The organism is Enterococcus sp. DIV0800 (genome assembly GCF_050559735.1).
Lineage (GTDB): Bacteria > Bacillota > Bacilli > Lactobacillales > Enterococcaceae > Enterococcus_A > Enterococcus_A devriesei.
This window is the reverse complement of the sequence record NZ_CP187899.1, coordinates 390,794-411,309: the sequence shown is the minus strand read 5'-3', so window position 1 is coordinate 411,309 and position 20,516 is coordinate 390,794. Positions and strand designations below refer to the sequence as shown.

18 protein-coding genes and 7 pseudogenes are annotated in these 20,516 nt (G+C 32.8%); 17 read left to right on the top strand and 8 right to left on the bottom strand.

Annotated features, from left to right (window positions below):
• Window positions 1-68: 68 nt before the first annotated feature.
• The 4 genes from IGI54_RS13910 to IGI54_RS13895 all read left to right on the top strand — a co-directional run bounded on the left by IGI54_RS13910 (window position 69) and on the right by IGI54_RS13895 (window position 4,045).
• A complete protein-coding gene (locus IGI54_RS13910) occupies window positions 69-1,187 on the top strand; it encodes a DUF4352 domain-containing protein (protein WP_430621536.1) in 1,119 nt (372 codons plus the stop codon).
• A complete protein-coding gene (locus tag IGI54_RS13905) occupies window positions 1,180-2,256 on the top strand; it encodes a hypothetical protein (protein ID WP_430621535.1) in 1,077 nt (358 codons plus the stop codon). Before IGI54_RS13910 ends, IGI54_RS13905 begins: the two co-directional genes overlap by 8 nt.
• Window positions 2,257-2,894: 638 nt before the next feature.
• On the top strand, window positions 2,895-3,377 hold the full coding sequence (locus IGI54_RS13900; RefSeq protein ID WP_430621534.1) for a hypothetical protein: 483 nt from the start codon (window positions 2,895-2,897) through the stop codon (window positions 3,375-3,377).
• Window positions 3,378-3,748: 371 nt separating this feature from the next.
• Entirely contained in the window at window positions 3,749-4,045 is a 297-nt protein-coding gene (locus IGI54_RS13895; protein ID WP_430621533.1) for a bacteriocin immunity protein, read from the top strand.
• Between the two features lie 44 nt (window positions 4,046-4,089).
• On the opposite strand, the pseudogene IGI54_RS13890 reads toward IGI54_RS13895, so the two are convergent.
• The 4 genes and pseudogenes from IGI54_RS13890 to IGI54_RS13875 form a co-directional block, all read right to left on the bottom strand.
• Window positions 4,090-4,398, bottom strand: a pseudogene (locus tag IGI54_RS13890) (transposase); the annotation flags it as partial.
• Window positions 4,390-4,521, bottom strand: a pseudogene (locus tag IGI54_RS13885) (cysteine peptidase family C39 domain-containing protein); the annotation flags it as partial. The pseudogenes IGI54_RS13885 and IGI54_RS13890, both read right to left, overlap by 9 nt.
• Window positions 4,522-4,830: 309 nt before the next feature.
• Window positions 4,831-5,115, bottom strand: a complete 285-nt coding sequence (locus tag IGI54_RS13880; protein WP_430621532.1) for a bacteriocin immunity protein — start codon at window positions 5,113-5,115, stop codon at window positions 4,831-4,833.
• A 15-nt stretch (window positions 5,116-5,130) separates the two neighbouring features.
• The gene (locus tag IGI54_RS13875) at window positions 5,131-5,346 is read right to left on the bottom strand and encodes a garvicin Q family class II bacteriocin (RefSeq protein ID WP_430621531.1); all 216 of its coding nucleotides are present in this window, start codon (window positions 5,344-5,346) and stop codon (window positions 5,131-5,133) included.
• An 867-nt stretch (window positions 5,347-6,213) separates the two neighbouring features.
• On the opposite strand from IGI54_RS13875, the gene IGI54_RS13870 reads away from it, so the two are divergent.
• The 6 genes and pseudogenes from IGI54_RS13870 (at window position 6,214) to IGI54_RS13845 (ending at window position 9,930) form a co-directional block, all read left to right on the top strand.
• Window positions 6,214-7,173, top strand: a complete 960-nt coding sequence (locus IGI54_RS13870; protein WP_430621530.1) for a CPBP family intramembrane glutamic endopeptidase — start codon at window positions 6,214-6,216, stop codon at window positions 7,171-7,173.
• A 48-nt stretch (window positions 7,174-7,221) separates the two neighbouring features.
• Window positions 7,222-7,485 (top strand): hypothetical protein, encoded by a 264-nt coding sequence (locus IGI54_RS13865; RefSeq protein WP_430621529.1) that lies wholly within the window; start codon window positions 7,222-7,224, stop codon window positions 7,483-7,485.
• Between the two features lie 10 nt (window positions 7,486-7,495).
• The gene (locus IGI54_RS13860) at window positions 7,496-8,782 is read left to right on the top strand and encodes a DUF1958 domain-containing protein (RefSeq protein ID WP_430621528.1); all 1,287 of its coding nucleotides are present in this window, start codon (window positions 7,496-7,498) and stop codon (window positions 8,780-8,782) included.
• A 561-nt stretch (window positions 8,783-9,343) separates the two neighbouring features.
• Complete coding sequence (locus IGI54_RS13855; protein WP_430621527.1) at window positions 9,344-9,691, top strand: hypothetical protein; 348 nt, start codon at window positions 9,344-9,346, stop codon at window positions 9,689-9,691.
• Window positions 9,692-9,713: 22 nt separating this feature from the next.
• Window positions 9,714-9,839: pseudogene (locus tag IGI54_RS13850) on the top strand (RNA-guided endonuclease TnpB family protein); the annotation flags it as partial.
• The gene (locus IGI54_RS13845) at window positions 9,781-9,930 is read left to right on the top strand and encodes a zinc ribbon domain-containing protein (RefSeq protein WP_430621526.1); all 150 of its coding nucleotides are present in this window, start codon (window positions 9,781-9,783) and stop codon (window positions 9,928-9,930) included. The pseudogene IGI54_RS13850 and the gene IGI54_RS13845, both read left to right, overlap by 59 nt.
• Window positions 9,931-10,076: 146 nt before the next feature.
• Here IGI54_RS13845 and IGI54_RS13840 read toward each other — a convergent pair.
• From IGI54_RS13840 to IGI54_RS13825, 4 genes and pseudogenes are all read right to left on the bottom strand, one after another.
• Window positions 10,077-10,351, bottom strand: a pseudogene (locus IGI54_RS13840) (recombinase family protein); the annotation flags it as partial.
• A gap of 494 nt (window positions 10,352-10,845) precedes the next feature.
• A complete protein-coding gene (locus IGI54_RS13835; RefSeq protein WP_430621525.1) occupies window positions 10,846-11,559 on the bottom strand; it encodes a hypothetical protein in 714 nt (237 codons plus the stop codon).
• Window positions 11,560-11,904, bottom strand: a complete 345-nt coding sequence (locus tag IGI54_RS13830; RefSeq protein ID WP_430621524.1) for a hypothetical protein — start codon at window positions 11,902-11,904, stop codon at window positions 11,560-11,562.
• 183 nt (window positions 11,905-12,087) lie between these two features.
• Complete coding sequence (locus IGI54_RS13825; RefSeq protein WP_430621523.1) at window positions 12,088-12,306, bottom strand: hypothetical protein; 219 nt, start codon at window positions 12,304-12,306, stop codon at window positions 12,088-12,090.
• Between the two features lie 568 nt (window positions 12,307-12,874).
• On the opposite strand from IGI54_RS13825, the gene IGI54_RS13820 reads away from it, so the two are divergent.
• The 7 genes and pseudogenes from IGI54_RS13820 to IGI54_RS13790 all read left to right on the top strand — a co-directional run bounded on the left by IGI54_RS13820 (window position 12,875) and on the right by IGI54_RS13790 (window position 20,490).
• The gene (locus IGI54_RS13820; protein WP_430621522.1) at window positions 12,875-15,136 is read left to right on the top strand and encodes an InlB B-repeat-containing protein; all 2,262 of its coding nucleotides are present in this window, start codon (window positions 12,875-12,877) and stop codon (window positions 15,134-15,136) included.
• Between the two features lie 48 nt (window positions 15,137-15,184).
• The gene (locus IGI54_RS13815) at window positions 15,185-15,601 is read left to right on the top strand and encodes an ArsC/Spx/MgsR family protein (protein ID WP_430621521.1); all 417 of its coding nucleotides are present in this window, start codon (window positions 15,185-15,187) and stop codon (window positions 15,599-15,601) included.
• A gap of 380 nt (window positions 15,602-15,981) precedes the next feature.
• Window positions 15,982-16,455, top strand: a pseudogene (tnpA, locus tag IGI54_RS13810) (IS200/IS605 family transposase).
• Between the two features lie 269 nt (window positions 16,456-16,724).
• Window positions 16,725-17,198 (top strand): annotated as a pseudogene (tnpA, locus tag IGI54_RS13805) (IS200/IS605 family transposase).
• A gap of 1,056 nt (window positions 17,199-18,254) precedes the next feature.
• The gene (locus IGI54_RS13800) at window positions 18,255-19,007 is read left to right on the top strand and encodes a stage II sporulation protein M (RefSeq protein WP_430621520.1); all 753 of its coding nucleotides are present in this window, start codon (window positions 18,255-18,257) and stop codon (window positions 19,005-19,007) included.
• 1,036 nt (window positions 19,008-20,043) lie between these two features.
• Window positions 20,044-20,259 carry a hypothetical protein gene (locus IGI54_RS13795; RefSeq protein WP_430621519.1) on the top strand — a complete coding sequence of 72 codons (216 nt, stop codon included), beginning with the start codon at window positions 20,044-20,046 and terminating at the stop codon, window positions 20,257-20,259.
• A pseudogene (locus IGI54_RS13790) lies at window positions 20,256-20,490 on the top strand (hypothetical protein). The gene IGI54_RS13795 and the pseudogene IGI54_RS13790 overlap by 4 nt, the downstream one beginning before the upstream one ends.
• Window positions 20,491-20,516: the final 26 nt, after the last annotated feature.

The window sequence follows — 20,516 nt, the reverse complement described above, 5'->3', positions numbered from 1 at the left end:
TATAGGGAAGTGACCCGTGAAGATCATGATGTCTAACGGATACTAAAAAGAAGTGAGGGAGAGAGCAAATGATGAAAAAGATGAAGAAGGTCAATGGGTTGATTTTATTGAGTAGTTTACTATTACTATTGAGTTCCTGCTCGGGCAGTGATGCTAAAAAAGAAGATACTAAAGAAAATAGTGTACAAAGCTCAAAAGTAGAATTGAGTATTGAAAAGGGTAGCTATATCGTCCCTAACGGGAAAATGATCGACGATTCCACTGGTTTTTTAGCGTTGGATATTAAAGTTAAAAATAAATCAAAGGATAAATTAGACGTTACTTCGAATGATTTTTCGTTGTATGATGAGTCTGGGAAAAAGGTCTCTTCAGAACGAGTCTATGATTCTAATGATAATTTTAAAGTAATGGGAAGTGAAAGTTTATCAGAAGATAAAAGTTTTACAGAGCCGCTTGTTTTTGAGGTGAAAAAAGATGCCAAATACGAACTCCATTATAAGCCGTTGTATTTAACGGATGAAGAAAAAGACGAAGGCGTAGAATTAAGCCTCAATACCAAAGAGTACAATGATGAGTCAAAAGCTGTACAAGCATTGGTTGATAGCTATGTGACAAAGGTTTTCTATGGCTCAGATGAGGTATCGGAGGAAGATAAAAAAGCCATAGGTAAGCTAGAGCTAGCTAATGATATCGAACAGGAGCGGAATACATTCAAAGAGGATGGCGTCAACGCTTTAAAGGATGTCTTTACTCACTATGAACCAGCGTCGGCAGAACTAGAAAAGGTCATTGACCAGATTCAAAAAACAAATGCCGAAAAAGGAAAAGTAACATATAAATTCAGAGAATTTTTCCCAGAGTCGGCGGTTATCTATGTACGTCCTGAGGTAGTCTTATTGGATGATGTTGATACAAAGGCAATCGTAGAAAAATTTGTGGAGGAAAATAAAGGTCAATACACTGACTACGCTAGTGTTCAACGGGATGCCGAAAAATTCTTACTGCAAGAATTGCCAGAAAAAATCAATGAGACACAAGTGAATACAGAAAAAAATATGAATGGGGAAGGGTACCAAGTTAAACTAGAGAAAAAAGATGGAAAATGGGAAATCAATTCTGCTAATGAAAGTCGAAATTATTACTTTAAATCAATGAGAGAGACCTTTAGGGGCGGGATCAATGACTAAAAAGACAGGAATAAGAATAACGATCACGATTGTTCTTGTAATCCTTGTCGGAATCGTAGGCTATTCGAGTAAAAAAAATAGTGAAAAGGCTGTAGTGAATCGGTTAGCAAATGCGCTGATTGAAAATGATCAGACAGTAGTGAAACAGCACATGCCAAGCTATTCTAATAAGAAAAAAATCTCTAAAGCTGCACGACTGGCTTTTCAAAAACAATTTAAAACAATGAAAAAGGAGAAAGTAGTGGATTTTTTACAGACAGAAGAAAACTTCGTGATTAAAAAGTCCACTTCTTACTTCAAGCCAGCAAAAATTTATCCTAATCCACGTTTTCTGGTTTTGGAATTGCCAAAAGGATCAGAGCTGCATGCAGTGTTGGAATCCGAAGAAATTTCAGGGAAGCATGAAGATAAATGGAACAAGTACACATTTGGACCGCTTGTACCAGGAAATTACCAATTGACATACACTATTGTTCATCCAAAGTTTGGGTCCAAGAACGTCAAAAAGCAGATTGACCTCGAAGAAAAAGATCAACGTTTTTCGGTCAAGGAGACCAGTTTATATGAAGGAAACGCAGCCTTTCAGAAACATTTATTGAGTTCGGCAGTCAATTACTTCAATACGTTTAATGATGCAGTACGCAGTGGCTTTGATATGTCAAAATTAGTTGCCTCAAAGAAATACAAGGAGACGCTGCAAAGCGGCTTCGATGAACTGAAGCCGTTTATAGAAAGGTATGATCAAGAATTCCAAACATTAGAGATCAATGGTGATTCGATCTCAGTCAATGCCGCTCAAACCAAAGTACAGTTGGACTTATATATAGATATGAAACGTTCGATGAAATTGGTAGAAGAAGTTGGTGCCGACGAAGCGTTAATTTCTGACAAACAGAATGCCATTGCAATGTTTACTTTTGATAATGAAGAAAAAAAATGGTTGATGGACGATCTTGACTTTGGAACCTACCAACAAGCACCTGAGAAATGGGAACATACTGAACGCTACCGTGCTAAGCACCCGAAGAAAGCGCATTGGGATAAAGCAGAAGGTGAGAATGTCTTATGAGGTTTGGTTTGACCGTAATAAGTGTACAAAAAATGGTCCTTTTTTGTACACTTATTTCATTCATTTTTTAGGTTACCTTGAGAGCTGTTTCACATAACTTTTAATAGATAAATCGCTTAAAAATAACAGTCCTGATTTGAAAATCTATTGTCTTTCTCTATTCTATATTCTTTTGACGAGTGCGGCCTTTTTGTAACTAATCTATTGTATTAAAAGATGAGGATTTATATATAAATTAGTTCGCAATATAATTTTTGTATTGACCTAATAATTAAATAACAAAATGATAGGAAATAAGTTACCTAATTTGCAGCTGAATTGTTTTCAATATTATAAACTGCTGTGCTTTCCCCCTACAACAAACGTATATTTACCACAATTCAATTCATCTTAGCATACACTATTCAAGAAAAATCTAACAAAAATGATAGATTTTTTTATAATAATTTAAGTTATATTAAATGGTATCAGCATAAGCTGATTAATAATTGTCTCTAGGGAGGGGATATTTCATTGTGAAAGTAATAAAAATTGAAAATGATTTTTAACAACAATTAATTAGTGGTGAATGAGCATCTTAAAAAAACTAAGAAAGACTAAGTCTGGGAGTGTCTTTTTAAAGAAATGAGGAATCGGATATGGATATTACAAATATCAAAAAATTTGAAGCCCAAATGGAGTTTCTAAAAACAGCTATTTTTTTTGATTTTCTAAAAAAAAGGAGTTTGTACTTTCTACTAATTCCCGTTATTGCTTTTCTTGCTGATTTTATGAATGGAATTACTTGGTGGACTGTTGTGAAAGCAATACTCTTATTATTAATCGAAGGATTCTTTTTTTATTGGACATATCATTTTTTTAAGCGTATAGCAACTAATAAACAAACTTCTATTTTAAAAGGACAATTATTTTTCGGGTATTTTTTTAACTTAACTCTATTCTGGTTTATTTTTCAATTAGATTTTAATAAAGTCTTTTCTGGAAATTTCTATTCTTTATTACTTGGAATAGGTGTAGCTATTGGCTTCGGGTTTACGCTAGGTGGTATTTTTTATGTCTGTATGAAAGAAACGCTCAAAGAATATTTGAAGCACAACACTATAGTTAAAAAGGAATCATAGACTTCACAATGTAAACGAAATTGATATCAAGGGAATCACTGATTCTTAACGTATAATCATGAGACCAATGTAAAAAAAGTTCTTGGTCTCCTTTCAATATTTCAAAACTTAGTAGTTTTTGAAACGATAGTTAGAATGTCGATTTAGTGTACAAAAAATGACTAGTTGGTACTCAGGTTAGCAAGTTTTTTAATCCGGATACGGCAAGAATTAAGGACTGAGCAACTTATTAAAGGAGAACATAAATCACTGTATGCTCCTTTCATTGTTTTAGATATGTCATTTTGTTTCAATGGGGTATATGGAAAATATCCCCCATTAAAGTATTATTGATAAGTAGCATATGTAATCAAACATTAGGGGGGATTTTTTTGACTAAATTAAAATGGTTTTCTGGAGGGGAAGATCGTAGCGAGCAGGCGATAGCCATTATCAGATTGTTAGTAAATGATTTAAATCACGATATGAAAACCAATAATTTAAGACAGGTTTTAGAAAATTACAAAATAGAGTTAGAAAAAAAGGATGCCTCTATTCCTTTCATTTTGAGCAAAATGAATGTTGATATATCAAGATGTCTTCGAAAATATCCTATCACTTTATCAACTTTCCAATCAGATAAAGTGAAAAAGCTAACTGCTCTGTCAAATATTAGATATGGTTATTAAAAATTGAAAAATAACTGAATTTGAGTTAATATCTTGGACACATTTTAGTAGAGACGGTTACCCTGTTTTCTTTTTGATAGGTTCTCAAGCTCCTGTGGAGTTAGATAGTCAATTGAGCTATGAATTCGGTTCTGATTATAGAATCCTTCAATGTAGCTAAATAGTGCCCGATTTGCTTCTTTAAAATCTAAGTAATTCGTTGTATATACTCCCTCCTTTTTCAATGAAGCATGAAAAGATTCGATTCCTGCATTGTCATAAGGCGTTACTTTTCGACTATAGGAATGCCTTATTTTGTTGGTTTTAAGCCATTTTTATACTCCGATTGCTGTATACTGGCTGCCTAAATCAGTTCCTGAAAACTCGCGAAGTTTATGGATAGGGATCTCCGTTTTATAATATTTTAAAATCATGGCGAGACAAGCTATACCACAATCCTTTTCATCTTGTTGCGGTACGAAAGAAAATGATCTCATATACTACGTTACATCCTTTCAAATAACTAACCGACTGTTTCTCTAAAAATCGTATGACCAGTATTCGCAATCTAATTCTGAAATAGAAAAATAGATGCGCACACTTACCTGCTATTTGTAAAAAAGAATTCCCATTAAAAAGATTAAATTGTTTTGCTATCCAAGACATATAGGTTAAATACTCATAGTCTGTTAGTTTAATAGCTGATAAATAGGGACAAAAACTCTTGAAAGGATTGTGTCCCTATTTGGTAATTTAGAAGAGTTTTCTTCAATTACATTACATAGCGACAAAATCTATTCTTGTTTTTACGAATTCATTCCGCCGACTATAATTAAACCAGGACCAAAACCTTTGTTTATGAATCTATGGCTAGTAATTTTAAGATAAAAGGCACCCACTTCTTTAGATAGTTTACTTTGAATTGCGAGAGGGGTTAAACTTATTTCTAAATCTTTAATTATTTTGGGAAAATATACTTTTGATTCAAATTGATTTTGAGCTTCTTCCAAAATTAATCGTTCTTGTTTAGAAAGATTTCCTTTCAACAATCGTTCTACGTCATTTAAAATTTCTGTTTCTTTATCTGCCATAATTAGACCTTCTTTCTAATTTTTTCGAGATGCCCATCCACCACCAAGAGCGTTTCCCCATCCCTTAGCCATTACACGAAAAACAGCTTCAGATGGCGTTTTTGTGACTACATATCGATAACGACCATTTCTGCCACGTGTCAAATACCCATTCGCACCTTGGTAAAGTTGCCTACCACCTCCATTAATTGTTGCCAAAACATTATTTTTGATTTTTGTTACTTTCAACATAAAACATCTCCTTCATTGAATTAATTATTAATCAGCTTATGCTGATACCATTTAATATAACTTAAATTATTATAAAAAAATCTATCATTTTTGTTAGATTTTTCTGAAATTATATATGGTACATTGTGACTATCAATTTCAATTAAAGTTGAAAAAAATAGTTTTAAAGGAGTGTGTTGAACCATGGTGAATATTAAAGAATTGATCGTTCAAGAAATGCAACAAATTAATGGAGGGGCAGGATGGAGAGTAATACCTTTTACATCTAAATCGTGAAGGACGACCAAAGGTAACGATCACGGGACCTAAACAGCACGCCTACGAGCTAATGCAGCAAGGCATGAATTATAAAGAAGTAGAAGAAAGAACCAGATTTAGTCGAAATACTCTCTGTCGAATTAAAAGCAAAAAAAATATGTTAATTTAGATAAAATGTAGTTTTCAAAATGAATGATACGGAAAAAAAGCAACCTTATAAAATTTGGTAAAAACTGCTCTTTTTGATATTTTTCAAGTAGAAGACTAGGGTTTGTTGAATATGCTCACATATTATATAAATTACCATAATTTTAGCAAATAAAATCTAACAAAATTGATAGATTTTATTCTGATAACAAATGTTATATTATTGGTGTCGATATCAGTTGATAATGACAAACAAAATGGTTAGGATCTAAAAATTAACTATTATTGAGAAGGAGGAATTCAGTGATTTATCTGTTTAGTAGTATTGGCATGTTGATATGTTCATTGATTTATGTCTATAAAAAAAGGCTTAACAGAGAAAACAGGAAAAATTCTATTTTTTCGATAATACGTCAATTATTTTCATCCTTATCATAAATTTTCTAAATGGAGGATATATATATGGAACATACGCGACAAAAAAATACAGGAAAAGTGAAGGACATAAAAAAAACTGGATGGATGGTTTTATTTTATACTATTGTTTTTTCTGGCATCGTTTCTATTGGTGGCACTCTTATGGGTATGATAGTTACACAAAGATATCAAGGTATTCTATCCCAAGAAGATATCTCAAATAAACTAGCAAGTAGTGGGATGCATTATATAGTAGCCCTCTGTGCCGGATTATTAGTTATTTCTTTATTCCGAGGTAAAGAAGGGCTCACTGATTTTACTCATGTTAATCAAAAAATTGATTTTAAAATCTTTTTCATGCTATTTAGCGGTTTTGTTGGAATTCAGTTTTTAACAACTTATGTTGATACGGGATTAGAAACTATCTTTAACCAATTTGGACTAACGTTAAAAAGTCAATTTTCTGCCGCTTCAGCAGGCAGTACTACATTCTCTATGTTCTTATATACTTCTTTTGCCGCTCCAATAGCCGAAGAATTGGTTTTCAGAGGAGCAATCCTACGATCATTAGAGAAGTATGGAAAATCTTTTGCTATTGTTGCTTCGTCCGCTCTATTTGGAATTTATCATGGTAATTTTAGTCAAGGGATTTTTGCCTTTTTCGTGGGTTTGATACTGGGGTATACAACGATAAAGTTCTCTCTAAAATGGGCAATTGCTCTTCATATGTTTAACAACTTTATTTTAGGTGATTTACTATCCCACTTAACTTTTGGCTTACCTATTCATATCCAAAGCTTGATTAGCTACATAATCATTCTGCCTTTTTTCGTTTTAGGAATCTTCTTCCTCATTAAAAATCGAAAAGCTATTTATCATTTCTTTTTCTCAACTTCAGTTAGCTTAGGTGCAACAAAAACTTTCTTGACCTCTATTGGCATCATTTCATTTACAGGAATAAATCTTTATTATGCCATCAATTCAGTCCATCAATTGATTTCCTAATTTAGGTAACTTGATTGCTATTACATCATTTCTTTAGGGGGGATATTTTTGAGAAAAGCGCTAGCTAGTTTAGAAACCAAATTAATCATACTTAGTCAACGAAAATGGGCAACAATTACTTTAATTATTTTATGTACATTGATTACACGAAAATTCGGTCAACTATTTGGTCACTATCCCTTTTTTTCTTTCTTTGGCCTATCAATTGTCTTTTTAAAATTGGTTCTTTTTTTGATCATTCTATATTCTATTATTTGGATCTTAATCAAAATTAAGTTTTTGAAAGTAAATGAGGATGATAATTCATATTAGGAGTGTCTTGGTGTTTAAAAAAACTTTATTAATTGTAATGGCGCTTAGTTTGAGTCTTTCAGCTATTCCTGCCTATGCGGAGGATGATATTTTAACAATTACTCGAAATGCAGGTTATAAAGATGCATTGGAAGTCAATAAACCAAAATCGTCTATTATTGTTGATGGAACTAACGGGCAAATTCTTTGGCAAGAGGACCCTGACATTCCAAGGGATCCCGCAAGTATTTCAAAAATGATGACTGTCTTTTTAGTTTTTGATGCAATAAAAGAAGGCAAACTGAACTTAGATACTACAATTACAGCTACTGAAAAAGATCAAGCAATTAGTGAAATTTATGCTCTTAGCAATAGTAAAATTGTTGCAGGAGTCGCTTATCCTGTAAGAGAATTATTAAAAATGGTAACTGTTCCTTCATCTAATGTTGCAACTGTGATGTTGGCCAATGCTGTTTCAAAAAATGATGCAGGAGCTTTCATTCAAAGCATGAACGAAAAAGCCCAGAAAATTGGGATGAAACAGACATACTTCCATAATTGCAGTGGTGCTTCTGCAGTAAGTTTCGCCGGTTTATATCAGCCACAGGGATTTAATGCGAACGAGAGTAACCGTTCGACAGCTCGAGATTTAGCCACCATGGTCTTTCATTTGTTGAAGGAATATCCTGAAGTACTGAATTTTACAAAAAATCCAAAGGTTACAACGATGGAGCGAACTCCCTATGCTGAGAGCTTCGAAACCTACAATTATTCTCTTCCTGGCGCCAAGTATGGACTGGAAGGGGAGGATGGTTTAAAAACAGGATCCGGTCCCAACAGCGCGTTTAACTATATAGCAACAGCTAAACGTGGACAAACACGATTGATTGAAGTAATCCTTGGAGTTGGAGACTGGTCTAATCAAGATGGAGAATATTATAGACATACTTTTGGCAATGCAATTTTAGAAAAAACATTTAATGAATACTCCTATCAACGTATTTTGCCCAGTGGTCAGCATACTATTGATGGTAAAGTGATAAAACTAAAACAGGATTTTTACGGTGTAGTAAAGAAGAATGAAAAAAATGAGCTTGCCATTCAAGGGAATAAAATAGTTTTAAAAACACCATTACAACAGCTTACAGAAAGTATTCCTAAAGTAGCAATGACCTATCAACGTGCTGGTAAGAATTCATCCGAGAAGAAAGATAGATTTTTTTCATTGAAATCAGTGATATCATCACTAAGTGAATTATCTAACTTAGTTAATCAACTCCAAAGAAGTTTTCTTCAATTGAAGTCAAAAACGAAATGATTGTCACTTATGGAGAAATAGATATAAACGTTCTCTGAATTTTTGCGAGGAATTAAAGTACTATTTTGAAAAGACAAGACAGATCCGTAGTTTAAGTTTTTTGATAAACTTTTTGATCTTTCGTTGAACCTTACTTGTAACACTGTAGTAACCATAGAACGTATCTTGATTTTATTTACCTTTAATTAAATCATGTAGAAAATTGAAATATATATATATAGGACAAGGTCGTGGAAAACGCGATAAAATGAAAAAATACTGGTGAGTTGTTAAAAAAGCTGAAGTGGGAAGTCTTTGACGGTCGGAAGCCGTATCATCGACCTGAAGACGTTCAGTTGCGCACTTAGTTTAGGTATTACTATGTTGAATTTAATTATTGTAGTGAAAAGTTTATAATTAGCAGTTTTTAAGGTACTAAATACTGCTTTTTTGATTGTTTACTGAACTTTATACTTAAACTGAATCAAAATATAGTAAAATAAACTGTAATTGTTAGGATACCTTACATTATTCGCTGATAAGTAACCGCTACTAAATCTAGGAAAATTAGGAGGAACTTTTATGGCTAAACAAGTATATTTTAAAGGACTATTATATGGAACAAGTTCTGCTTTTATCGTTTTGGCGAATTATTTTATTTATCCATCAAAAGAAATCTATCTTTTAAGTAATATTATAGTTTTAGTTTTTTTTAATTTAGGAATTTCATTTCTAGAAAATAATATGATTAAAGTTAGTAGCCAAATTAGACTAGATCTATTGGCAAGTAAAAAGAGTTGCATTGAATTATCAAAAGAATTACAAATAAGTATTGATGAATTACATGCTCTGCTCCAAAAAAGACATAGTTTTACAAGCAAAAAATTAAAATGTATAAGAGGGAAATTAGAAACATTGAATAAAGATTAATATGTTATGTGGGTGTTTTTTTAAAGAAGAAATAAGTGAACTCCTTAAGATCGATTCTGCTATTGGAATTGACCTCAGTGTAACTGATTTTGCTATTTTCTCGGACGGTCAAAAAATTGATAACAACAAATTCACTTCGAAAATGGACTTGTCCTGTTTGTTATACCCAACATGAACGAGATATAAATGCTAGTATAAACATTCTTACCGAAGGTCTACGAATAAAACGATTAGCCTAGATAAAACTAAGAACCATAGGAACTACGGGGATAGCTTGGTAAATAAGAGACACCGCTGATAGTAAAGAAATACACTATCAAGTATGCTCTATTCCCAAGAAGCTCCCACTTCAAACGTTAAGAACCGTCAGGTTTAGCAAAGTGGTGAGTAGTTCACTTGTAATATCATCATCCAGTAACGGTTCAATGATTTCCAAAGCTTCAGGAGTGTTCCTAACAAATCGATCTAGTTTAGTGACAACGATCATATCGCCTGATCTCACTTTATTCAACATGATAGTGAATGCTGGATGATTACTTTTGTACCAGTAAATTTATCTGAAAAAATATTTTTCTTTGGAATACCAAATTCTTGTAATTGTTGCATTTGCTTATGGGTGCTTTGAGAAAGGAGAGGGACCCGAGCGTAACCATATTGCATTTCAAAAAGTCCCTTTTTAGTATAGATTGTTTCTGACTTTTTCCAATTGTTCGACAGCGAGTGAAAAAAAAACTCTTTTTCAGATTGGATAGAAATAGGATATCCTTCTGACTGGTATTTTTGGGCTAAGGCTTCTTTTTTTGAAAGAGCGTCTATCTCAAAAATAGTTTGGTGGTGAACGCCGACAACAAGAATATCTGACTTTTTTTTACGGCATGATGAACTTCGCCATTTAGAATGGTGACTAAATGGTGTGCTTTTTCTCTGGTCATCGTTTGTAAGGTACCTGTAAAAACAATTTTCTTTTGGTAGAGGAAATTATTTTCACAGGGAAGGGGAGAAACTGATTTTTCATCCAAATTATTCACCACTTTTTGGCATTAGTTTCTGACATGCTGCTAAAGCCAGTATAAAGCGTTTTGACACAAAAGAGGTTCTAATTCTAAAATTTTTTTAATCAAATCAAACTATCTTAAAATAAGCTAGCTTGTAGCTTACCAATAGATTCCATTAGTTCTTCCCAGTAACTGAAAAATAAAATAGAAAACGAGATAGAGTACTAGCAACCATTTAAAGAAATAACTTAGCCATTGTCTGTGTAATATTCGTTTATACTCTTTAGATTGAATATCAATGCTATGCTTCTTTATAATACCGTTTGCCTTTCCAAAAGTCGTTTTTTGGAAATCCATTGATTTTAATCCGCATTCACTTAAAAATAATATTAATTTCTGTATGTCTTTTTTATTTTGATTAATAATTCCTATAGAAATAAACATACACTTATAATCATTTTCAGACTGTATAACATTATGTGAGTTTTTATTATAATATTTCCCCCATACATGAGGCATTACTTTAAATTGTAAAGTGTATGTTGTAGTTGAATTTATAGTAGTCGAATCATATGACATTCCTAAAATATCATCCAAACTAATCACTTTATCTTTTCTTAGGCCATTCTCTATATATATTTTTCGATTTTTCTTATCAATAAAAAAATGATACTTTTTATTCCACAAAACGAGTTGATATATGCAGCCAAATAGAAAAAAACAAAACGAAGCCACTAGTATAATGTATATCCATCTATTATTATCAAAATCGAAGGAAATTATGGAATGACCAAAAAAAAGAGCTAATAAAAACATTAACAAAGTTATAAAAGGTCTTTTTCTATATTGTAATTTTAACTGTTGTTCATTCAATTAATTATCTTCCTTTCTTTTCAATATAAATAAATTTAATTCCTCTCCATTAACATCCTCAGATTTTTTCATCATAAGTATCATTTCATCAGGATTTTTTCGGTTGTGAATAAGCATATAATGATTTGAAGAATCTTGTTTATCATAAAATAAGTAGAGTATGTGATCTTTATCAAAAGGCTTGCGAACAATTGAAGGACGACTCGATTTTGACCCATAGGTAATATGGATTTTTATATTACTATCTATTGCTATCTGACTAGGTGCTACAATCACTTCTTTAGGTATTGATTTGAACCCATATATAATTGAGCTATCGCTACTAACTATCCATGTTCTTTTCATATTTGACTGTAAAAAATTTGAATTTAAACTAATAGATATAACTAAAGACAGAACAAATGCGAAAACAATTGCCCATTTCTTTTGGTAACTGGTAAAAAATCCTGATTACTTTTTTCCATAAATCTTCCTTTTTAATCTTTTATATCGAACAATTAGTCCATCATCATATTGTATGATCCTACTTTATGCTGACTTAGTTACAAAAATAGTTGCATCAAAACCGCTATCTCGAAAGTCGTTTTTCAAAACGTGTAAAAGAACTTTAGTAACTAAATAAGTTCCATTGGTTGTGACGTTGTGGCTGTTTATTTGAATAAAATCATTTGTTCGAGGAATCACCTTAAAGTTATAAATAACATCTAAATGGTAAGTTCCTTCGAAATGTATTTTAACTTTATACATTTTTAACCTCCTTTTTAAATACAATTATAACTTTTGCTGAATTTATGTTCAATATAGTTACAGAAATTTATTTTATTGTTATATTAACAGTTTTTAGTATAGAATTACTAAAAAGAGACTTAGGACAAATAAGTTGAGTAAAAGATATAAAAAATATCACATCGATAGAATTTGATTTAGTGATCATGAAATCAATGTGAGTATCTACGGAATATGTATCGTACGTTACCTTATTTAATATATTTGTGTTCAACTCTCAGAGCAATACTCATTATATGTGTGAGTGGTGGCGCCCATATAACCTTTATGACCTATTCCCAATATATTAGAATAGTATCAATAACCTTGTAAAACAAGTTTTTTTCATATTTATTATCATTAATTTATTATTAATTTTATTTATTTTATATTTTTACTCCGTAATTAACATTAAAAACCATTATTAAGTGGAAAGACATACAATTATGCATTATAATAACTCTAGTTATATGTTTTTTTGAAATTTTCTCAGGAGTCTTTAAATAGTTGGTAAGTTTAAACAAGAATGGTAAAGGGTAGGGGAGAAAAAATGAAAAAGAAAGTATTAGGTAGTGCTGCTACGTTATTTGCTGTGACAAGTTTAGGACTTGTAATGCAAATGGATGCAGAAGCTTCAGAAATTACAACGCAGGAAGCAATTGAGCAGCCTGTTCAACCAACAGAGGAAGGTGAAAATGAAAAGGAGCAGAGGGTCTCATCTTCAGAGCAAATTGAAGAAGTAGAAACAAGCGAAGAGTCTATAGATTCATTTATATTGGATCAAGAAAAACCTGTTACCCAAGAACCCCTTGGTGAATTGGGGACTTCAGTAATTACACAAGAAGATGTATCTGATCAATCTGTCCAAGCGACAGAAGACAATGTAACAGAGCCTGAACAATTTGAGAATAGTCCAATTGATACTGTACAAATGAGAGAAGAGGTTCAAGGGTTGAAAGAAACTGTTTCCCAAACTAAAGAGAATTCTCTTGCGTCGAGAGAAACAAAGAATTTTGAACAAGAAGACGCAGACAAAGAATTACCTGAAAATGAAGAAGTAACAGAAACCAGTGAATCAAAAATAGAGAAGATAAAAAACAAAGATTCTGCTGAACCAGACCCACAGCAAGCTGTTGCAGCTTCCGCTCCGATTGCTGATGATCTCACACAACAAGGAAATATAGCAGGTGTTGCGCTAGAAGCAACAAATTTCCCTGATGCAAATTTTAGAAGGTTCATTTCGCAATATGATACTAATTCAGATGGGTTCCTATCAGATGATGAAATCAGTAAAATTATAGTTTTATCTACTCCGGCAAATGTTCAAAATATGGAAGGAATTAAATATTTTACTAGTTTGGAAAGATTGGATGTTTATAATAATAAAAATATAACTAATATAGATGTATCTGGTCTAACGAATTTAGTTACAATAAAATATTCGGGCAATCGTAATTTGAAAACGCTTGATTTCAGGAATTGTCCTAATCTTGTGGTCGCTTATCATTCTATCCAGCAAGAAACGGTTTATATTTCTGCTGGTATGACAAGCTTTATTGGATGTGATTTAGTACGTCGTCATACAGGAAACGTAGTTATTGACTTAGATGGCTTTTATACTATTAATACAGATGGTAGTAAATCGGTAGACTTAACAAAAGTACTATCCTCAGAACTTATCAAAGTATTTGAGAGGAATGATCAACCAGAATACGATCCTGTAACAAAGATATTAGTGATTCCTAAAAACGAAGTAAAGAGCGTTTATGTAGCTGGTATAGATAACGATGGGAATGATACTGATTGGACCTTTTATACAACTCTTAATCAAGTAGATGACATCACTATCATGTATGATAGTAATGGGGGATCTTTAGTTGAGGGACAAGTATTAGAGATCGGAACGAAGGTCACTGCTCCGATAGATCCGGTAAGAGAAGGTTTTACTTTTAAAGGCTGGTACATAGACAATACACTGACAGAACTTTTTGACTTTGGAATTCCACTTTCTGAAGATAAAGTCGTGTATGCAAAATGGGAAGAAAATGAAGCACCTGTAACAGAAAAATACCCAGTTGATTTTGAAAGTAATGGTGGCACTTTCGTAGAGACACAAAATGTCGAAAAAGGGAAAATAGCCATGGAACCGACCGCTCCTGTAAAGGAAGGATCAACTTTTAAAGGTTGGTACACGGATGAAAGTCTGAATACAGTTTATGACTTTACAACAGCAGTGACAGAAGCAATCATCTTGTATGCGAAATGGGAAAAAAATGAAGCACCTGTAGCAGAAAACTACCCAGTTGATTTTGAAAGTAATGGTGGATCTTCAATAGATAGTCAATCCGTCGAAAAAGGAAAAACTGCTGTGGAACCGGAGGCACCAATAAAAGAAGGATCAACCTTTAAAGGTTGGTACACGGATGAAAGCCTGAATACAGCTTATGATTTTACAACAGCAGTGACAGAAGCGATTACTTTGTATGCAAAATGGGAAGAAAATGAAGCACCAATAACCAATGATGGTAAGGCTACAATGACACTGACAAATTCAGATGAAAACGCTGCTACGGGTGCTCATAAAGCAACTAAGAGCAATAATCTGGGAAACAATAGTATCCTATCGAAAAGTAAAGGAACAGCAATTAAGAAGCTATCTAGCACAGGCGGAGAAACAATAGGTAAAGAGTTACCAAAGACAGGTAGTGAGAGCAATAGTTGGTTTACAGCATTAGGCTCAACACTGCTTGGACTTATGGGCTTGTTCTACTGGAACAGGGATCGTAAAAAAAGGGGAAAACATGCTAAATAGAAGTTATTAGAAATTTCCTTTAAAAAACTATATTAAGGAGCGTTTATATTGTTAAAAGTTTTTGTACAGAAAAGTCACTCATCCTGTAAAAAATTGCTAAATTGGTTGGAAAGGCAGGATTTTGATTATGAAAAACGTTTTATCGATAAAGACCCTTTGTCAGCTGAGGAAATTTTAGGCCTCGTAACTTTTACCAAAAATGGCTTTGAAGATATTCTGAGTTATCGATCACTCAAAATTCTATTTAACTTTACTGAAAAAGATATTGAGTCATTCACAGTAAATGAATTAGTTGCTCTAATGGCAAAACATCCAGCTTTGATAAAAAAACCTATTGCACTCAGAGGAGAACAACTATTTACAGGTTACGATAATACCCAAGTTTCCGAATTAATTCCAAAAGAACAACGGTTCTATCGAAGAATGAAATTTTATGTAATGTCAGAAACTAATGTCAAAAGGTGATGAGTATTTGGGATTTGAATCACGCTCTCACCTTAAAGAAATTAGTTTTATATAGCATCTGGAAAGAGGTAATAAATTGATTAATTATGTTGATGCAATAAAAACTTAAATAATATTTCATTCCAAATTGAAAGATACAAAAAATTAGGAAAAAATTTCTTCAATTGACACAATTTTTACCATAATCTTTAATTTGTTAGTTTACATCTCTAGATTTTATTTAATAAAATCTAGAGATGTTTTTTTGTATGTTCTGAAAACCACTTGCTCTGCGAGTGGTTCCGGAGAGCTTCCAGCGTGGTATTAAAAAGACCTCCCAAAATTGATAAACTGATGTTGGTTTCCCGACCGCATCACAATCAAATTTAGGAGGAGCCCTTATGAAAAAGGATACTGAAAGTTTAGCACATACAAAATGGAGATGTAAGTATCACATCGTATTTGCCCCAAAATATCGGAGACAAATAATTTATGGAAAATATAAGCAAAGTATTGGGTAGATTCTTCGATAACTATGTGAAAGAAAAAAAGTGGAGATTATAGAAGCCAATGCCTGTAAAGATCATATCCACCTTCTTGTAAGTATTCCACCAAAGTTGAGTGTGTCACAATTCATCGGGTACTTAAAGGGAAAGAGTAGCTTAATGATTTTTGATCGTCATGCAGAGTTGAAATACCGATATGGAAACCGAAGATTTTGGTGTAAAGGATATTATGTGGATACGGTAGGAAGAAACAAGGAGCAAATAGCTGAATATATTCGTAATCAAGTACAGGAAGATTATGTAGCAGATCAGCTAACATTGTTCGAAGAGCATGATCCGTTTACAGGAAAGAAAAATAAGAAGAAGTAGTGAGAGATTCTTTTAGAATCAGCGAGTAAAAGTGGTGCAAGAGGGAGACCTTTCAGAAAGCCTTTTAGGCTGTGACCGGTAATAGAGGCTTCCAGCCGCAGAACAAACCACCCGTTCACACGGGTGGTTTTGATTGTATGTTCTGAAAACCACTTGCTCTGCGAGTGGTTCCGGAGAGCTTCCAGCGTGGTATTAAAAAGACCTCCCAAAATTGATAAACTGATGTTGGTTTCCCGACCGCATCACAATCAAATTTAGGAGGAGCCCTTATGAAAAAGGATACTGAAAGTTTAGCACATACAAAATGGAGATGTAAGTATCACATCGTATTTGCCCCAAAATATCGGAGACAAATAATTTATGGAAAATATAAGCAAAGTATTGGGTAGATTCTTCGATAACTATGTGAAAGAAAAAAAGTGGAGATTATAGAAGCCAATGCCTGTAAAGATCATATCCACCTTCTTGTAAGTATTCCACCAAAGTTGAGTGTGTCACAATTCATCGGGTACTTAAAGGGAAAGAGTAGCTTAATGATTTTTGATCGTCATGCAGAGTTGAAATACCGATATGGAAACCGAAGATTTTGGTGTAAAGGATATTATGTGGATACGGTAGGAAGAAACAAGGAGCAAATAGCTGAATATATTCGTAATCAAGTACAGGAAGATTATGTAGCAGATCAGCTAACATTGTTCGAAGAGCATGATCCGTTTACAGGAAAGAAAAATAAGAAGAAGTAGTGAGAGATTCTTTTAGAATCAGCGAGTAAAAGTGGTGCAAGAGGGAGACCTTTCAGAAAGCCTTTTAGGCTGTGACCGGTAATAGAGGCTTCCAGCCGCAGAACAAACCACCCGTTCACACGGGTGGTTTTGATTTTAATTACGGGTTAGCAAGGTGAATTGTTATTTTTTCTATTATTAAACCGGTTGGGCAAACTAATTTTAGAGTCTCGAGGACCAAAAATGAATAAAATATCCTTAATTAGAATACAGCAACTATCAGATAGCTTATATAAAATATAAGGAAGAAAAGGTTATTGTCACTGACAGATCCCTAGTAAACCGCTAAAATACCTTAATAATCTGATTGAAAAAGACCATCTAACAATCGAGTGTCGGAGTAAACTTTACCAAAGCCTTTACACGGCTTCACCCACGATTCAAGGTCCAGAGTTCCTTAGAGGAATATGCTAGAAAACTCGAAAAGATGGAATTATCTTCGATTTTTCAGTCTGCATTGAAATGGAAGTTCTGTTGGGAATTAAAGTTTGAACTTTTTCTGAGACAAGAAGTTGTTTTTTTAGAACTATCCTTTTTTACAGAACCAAAAAGGAGTATATGTTCCATACATATTCGAGTATATCTCTTAGCAAAAAAACTTCTACCAAAGAGCTGTCTTTAGAAAATTTAAACGATTTTGCGAAAAAAATCCGATCGTTACCAAAAATTGGATGGATAATTGGTCTGAAATGTCCTCCTCTTTCCAGTATCCAGAATACTTAAGATAAATTATTTACACAATCTCTATATGTATGAAGATATTTTTGAACCAGAATTGGTAAAGAACTTAGATTCAGACGAAGAATCTCTTGTCTTCAAATCTGAGAGAAAAGAAGTAACAGATAAATTATGATATATCGAATGGTATAGAGTTATCCCATCAAACAGCCGTATGGCCTATTATGTACGAAACAATGATCATTATGATTGTAGTTGGGATAACAAAGGAGAATCAGAAAAAACGAAGACAGTCTGTAAGTGGACGGAGTAACATAGCTCTTATAATTGGGGCTATCAATGACCTTTTTTAAATGGAAAAAGTTTGCAGAGCAAGCTAAAATAAATGAAATATTATTAGTCGGAAGATTTGAAAAATGCCTAGTAAATGACCAACGCTATCTTTTGTTATCACTTTACTCTAAAATGAGGTTCATCAGAAAACTTTGCAACAGATCCACAAAAGGAGCGGAGCCAATGAATAAAGACTTAAAGTCCATTAAATATTTAAGTATCACGATAGTTGTTACTTTTGTCTCGGCAGTAATAACTTATATTATTAATCCCAATATATCAGATACTTTAAATTCTGTATCAAGCAATATTCCCAATTCAGTATCACAAAAATCAGGTTTAAATTTGGTAGTTGCTTATATTTTTAACAATGGATTTAAAGTCCCAATAGGTATGTTGATATTATCAATCATACCTATACGATTTTTATATTGGGTCCAGCCAATTTTCACAGCTATATTATCTGGAATCTTATTTGGTATAGTGTTTAGGTACTCGTTAGTAAAAGGATGTGTGATTTTGATTTCATCTCTGCCACATATGCTAGTTGAGCTGCTAACATTTTGCGTTTGGATGGTAGCTCTTGATAATTTTAACCAATGGATCAGATATAAAATATCCAAGAACACAGAAACTCGGCTGTTTGATGAATTGAAGCTTTTACTAATATGTTATGTTAAGTACGTCATCCCACTAATTGTTATAGCAGCTTTTATCGAAACTTATGTTGCTAATTGGATTAGTCATGTTTTAAGGTAAAAGATATCCATTATTTGGAATGGAAAATTACAGATAATGAATGATAAAAGAAATGCCATTAATTATATTATCAGTATTTTCAGGTTCTACAGAAGAGAAAGTACAATATCTCTTTCTTAAAAAGATACTGATCAATTGGTACTATTTTTAAATCAGAAATGGTTACGCAATCAGACGGTATAGAAGAAAAAACGTGATAACAATGAAAAAGCTTACTTCAGCGGAAACTGAAGTAAGCAAATGAAAATGTAAACAATTCGTACTAAAAGTATAACACATAAAAATTAGTAGATATAAAAGCGAGGAGTTTATTGATGTTCATTTCTATTTTTTAAGGACAGATAAAGCTAAGAATCTTTACTTTTTGTTTTGTCTTTTATGTTGTTCGAAATAGTGATCCCAGTGATCATTCCACAGCTGGCTACTGCAATCCACCAAATAGCTATGATAGGTAAGATACGACGCATTTTCAACTTAATCACCCCTAGTTAAGTATGCAGTATCTATAGAAAATGAACAAGAAGAAATTTGCCAAAGATGATAGGGAAATCTTTCAATTAATATAAGTTTCATCAAGAAAGACGAAAAAAAGGACAGTCATAATCGACTGTCCAAGTACTACACCTATTTCCTCCAGGGCAATTCTATTATATGCTCAAACACTTACAAAAAGGAATAGGTATAAAAAAAGGGTTGATATTAGAATCGCTGATTAAGTAATCGAAGGCTATCAACTACTTTTTATAATATGGAAAAGACAATCAACTAGCGATTGTCTTTTAGAAAATTATTAATTATTTTTGTGATATCCGTAGAAAAAAGAATAAGAGCCAATCCCAAAATATTAATGAAAAAATTGAAATTCAGAAAAATTGCATTAAGTATGATGAAAACTATTCCCACATATAATAATGAGTTTGATTTGAGTAAATTGTCAATTCGCATAGTGATTCCTCCTCGTTATTTAACTATATTGAAAAAGCGAGAAATTGTAAATGGTTTCTCTATGAAGGTACGAAGTTAAGGAGGTTTCAACATGACTAAAACACGAAAAGACGTTTATAGGATTCTTCAAGAGGAACATGGCACATTTGGAATCCCTATGTTTCATGGCAATCTGGATGAGCCTATAAGTGATGATTTACATGATCAAATAATCAAATCGATGGTTTCATTGTTTAATGATTTAGATAAAGATGGCATCGATGAAGAATATCAAACAATACTAAATGATTTGGAGGACGGCGAATGATTAAGAAGTTAATACAGTTCAGTTTTGATTTGTATGATATTAATTCTGGAAGCACTTTAACGGTTGAATCAGATCATTTAATAAATTAATTTTGGCAATAAACGTCAAATTATTATCTGGGTTGTTTATGACAACTTATTCCCGGAAATAGTACATGGCTTTGAAGAATCAGAAGCTATCGAATTTGAAATAGTGAAGAAAGTCATGGACTTAGTGGAATCATATATTTAGTTCCGCTAACCACGCGAATTAAATAG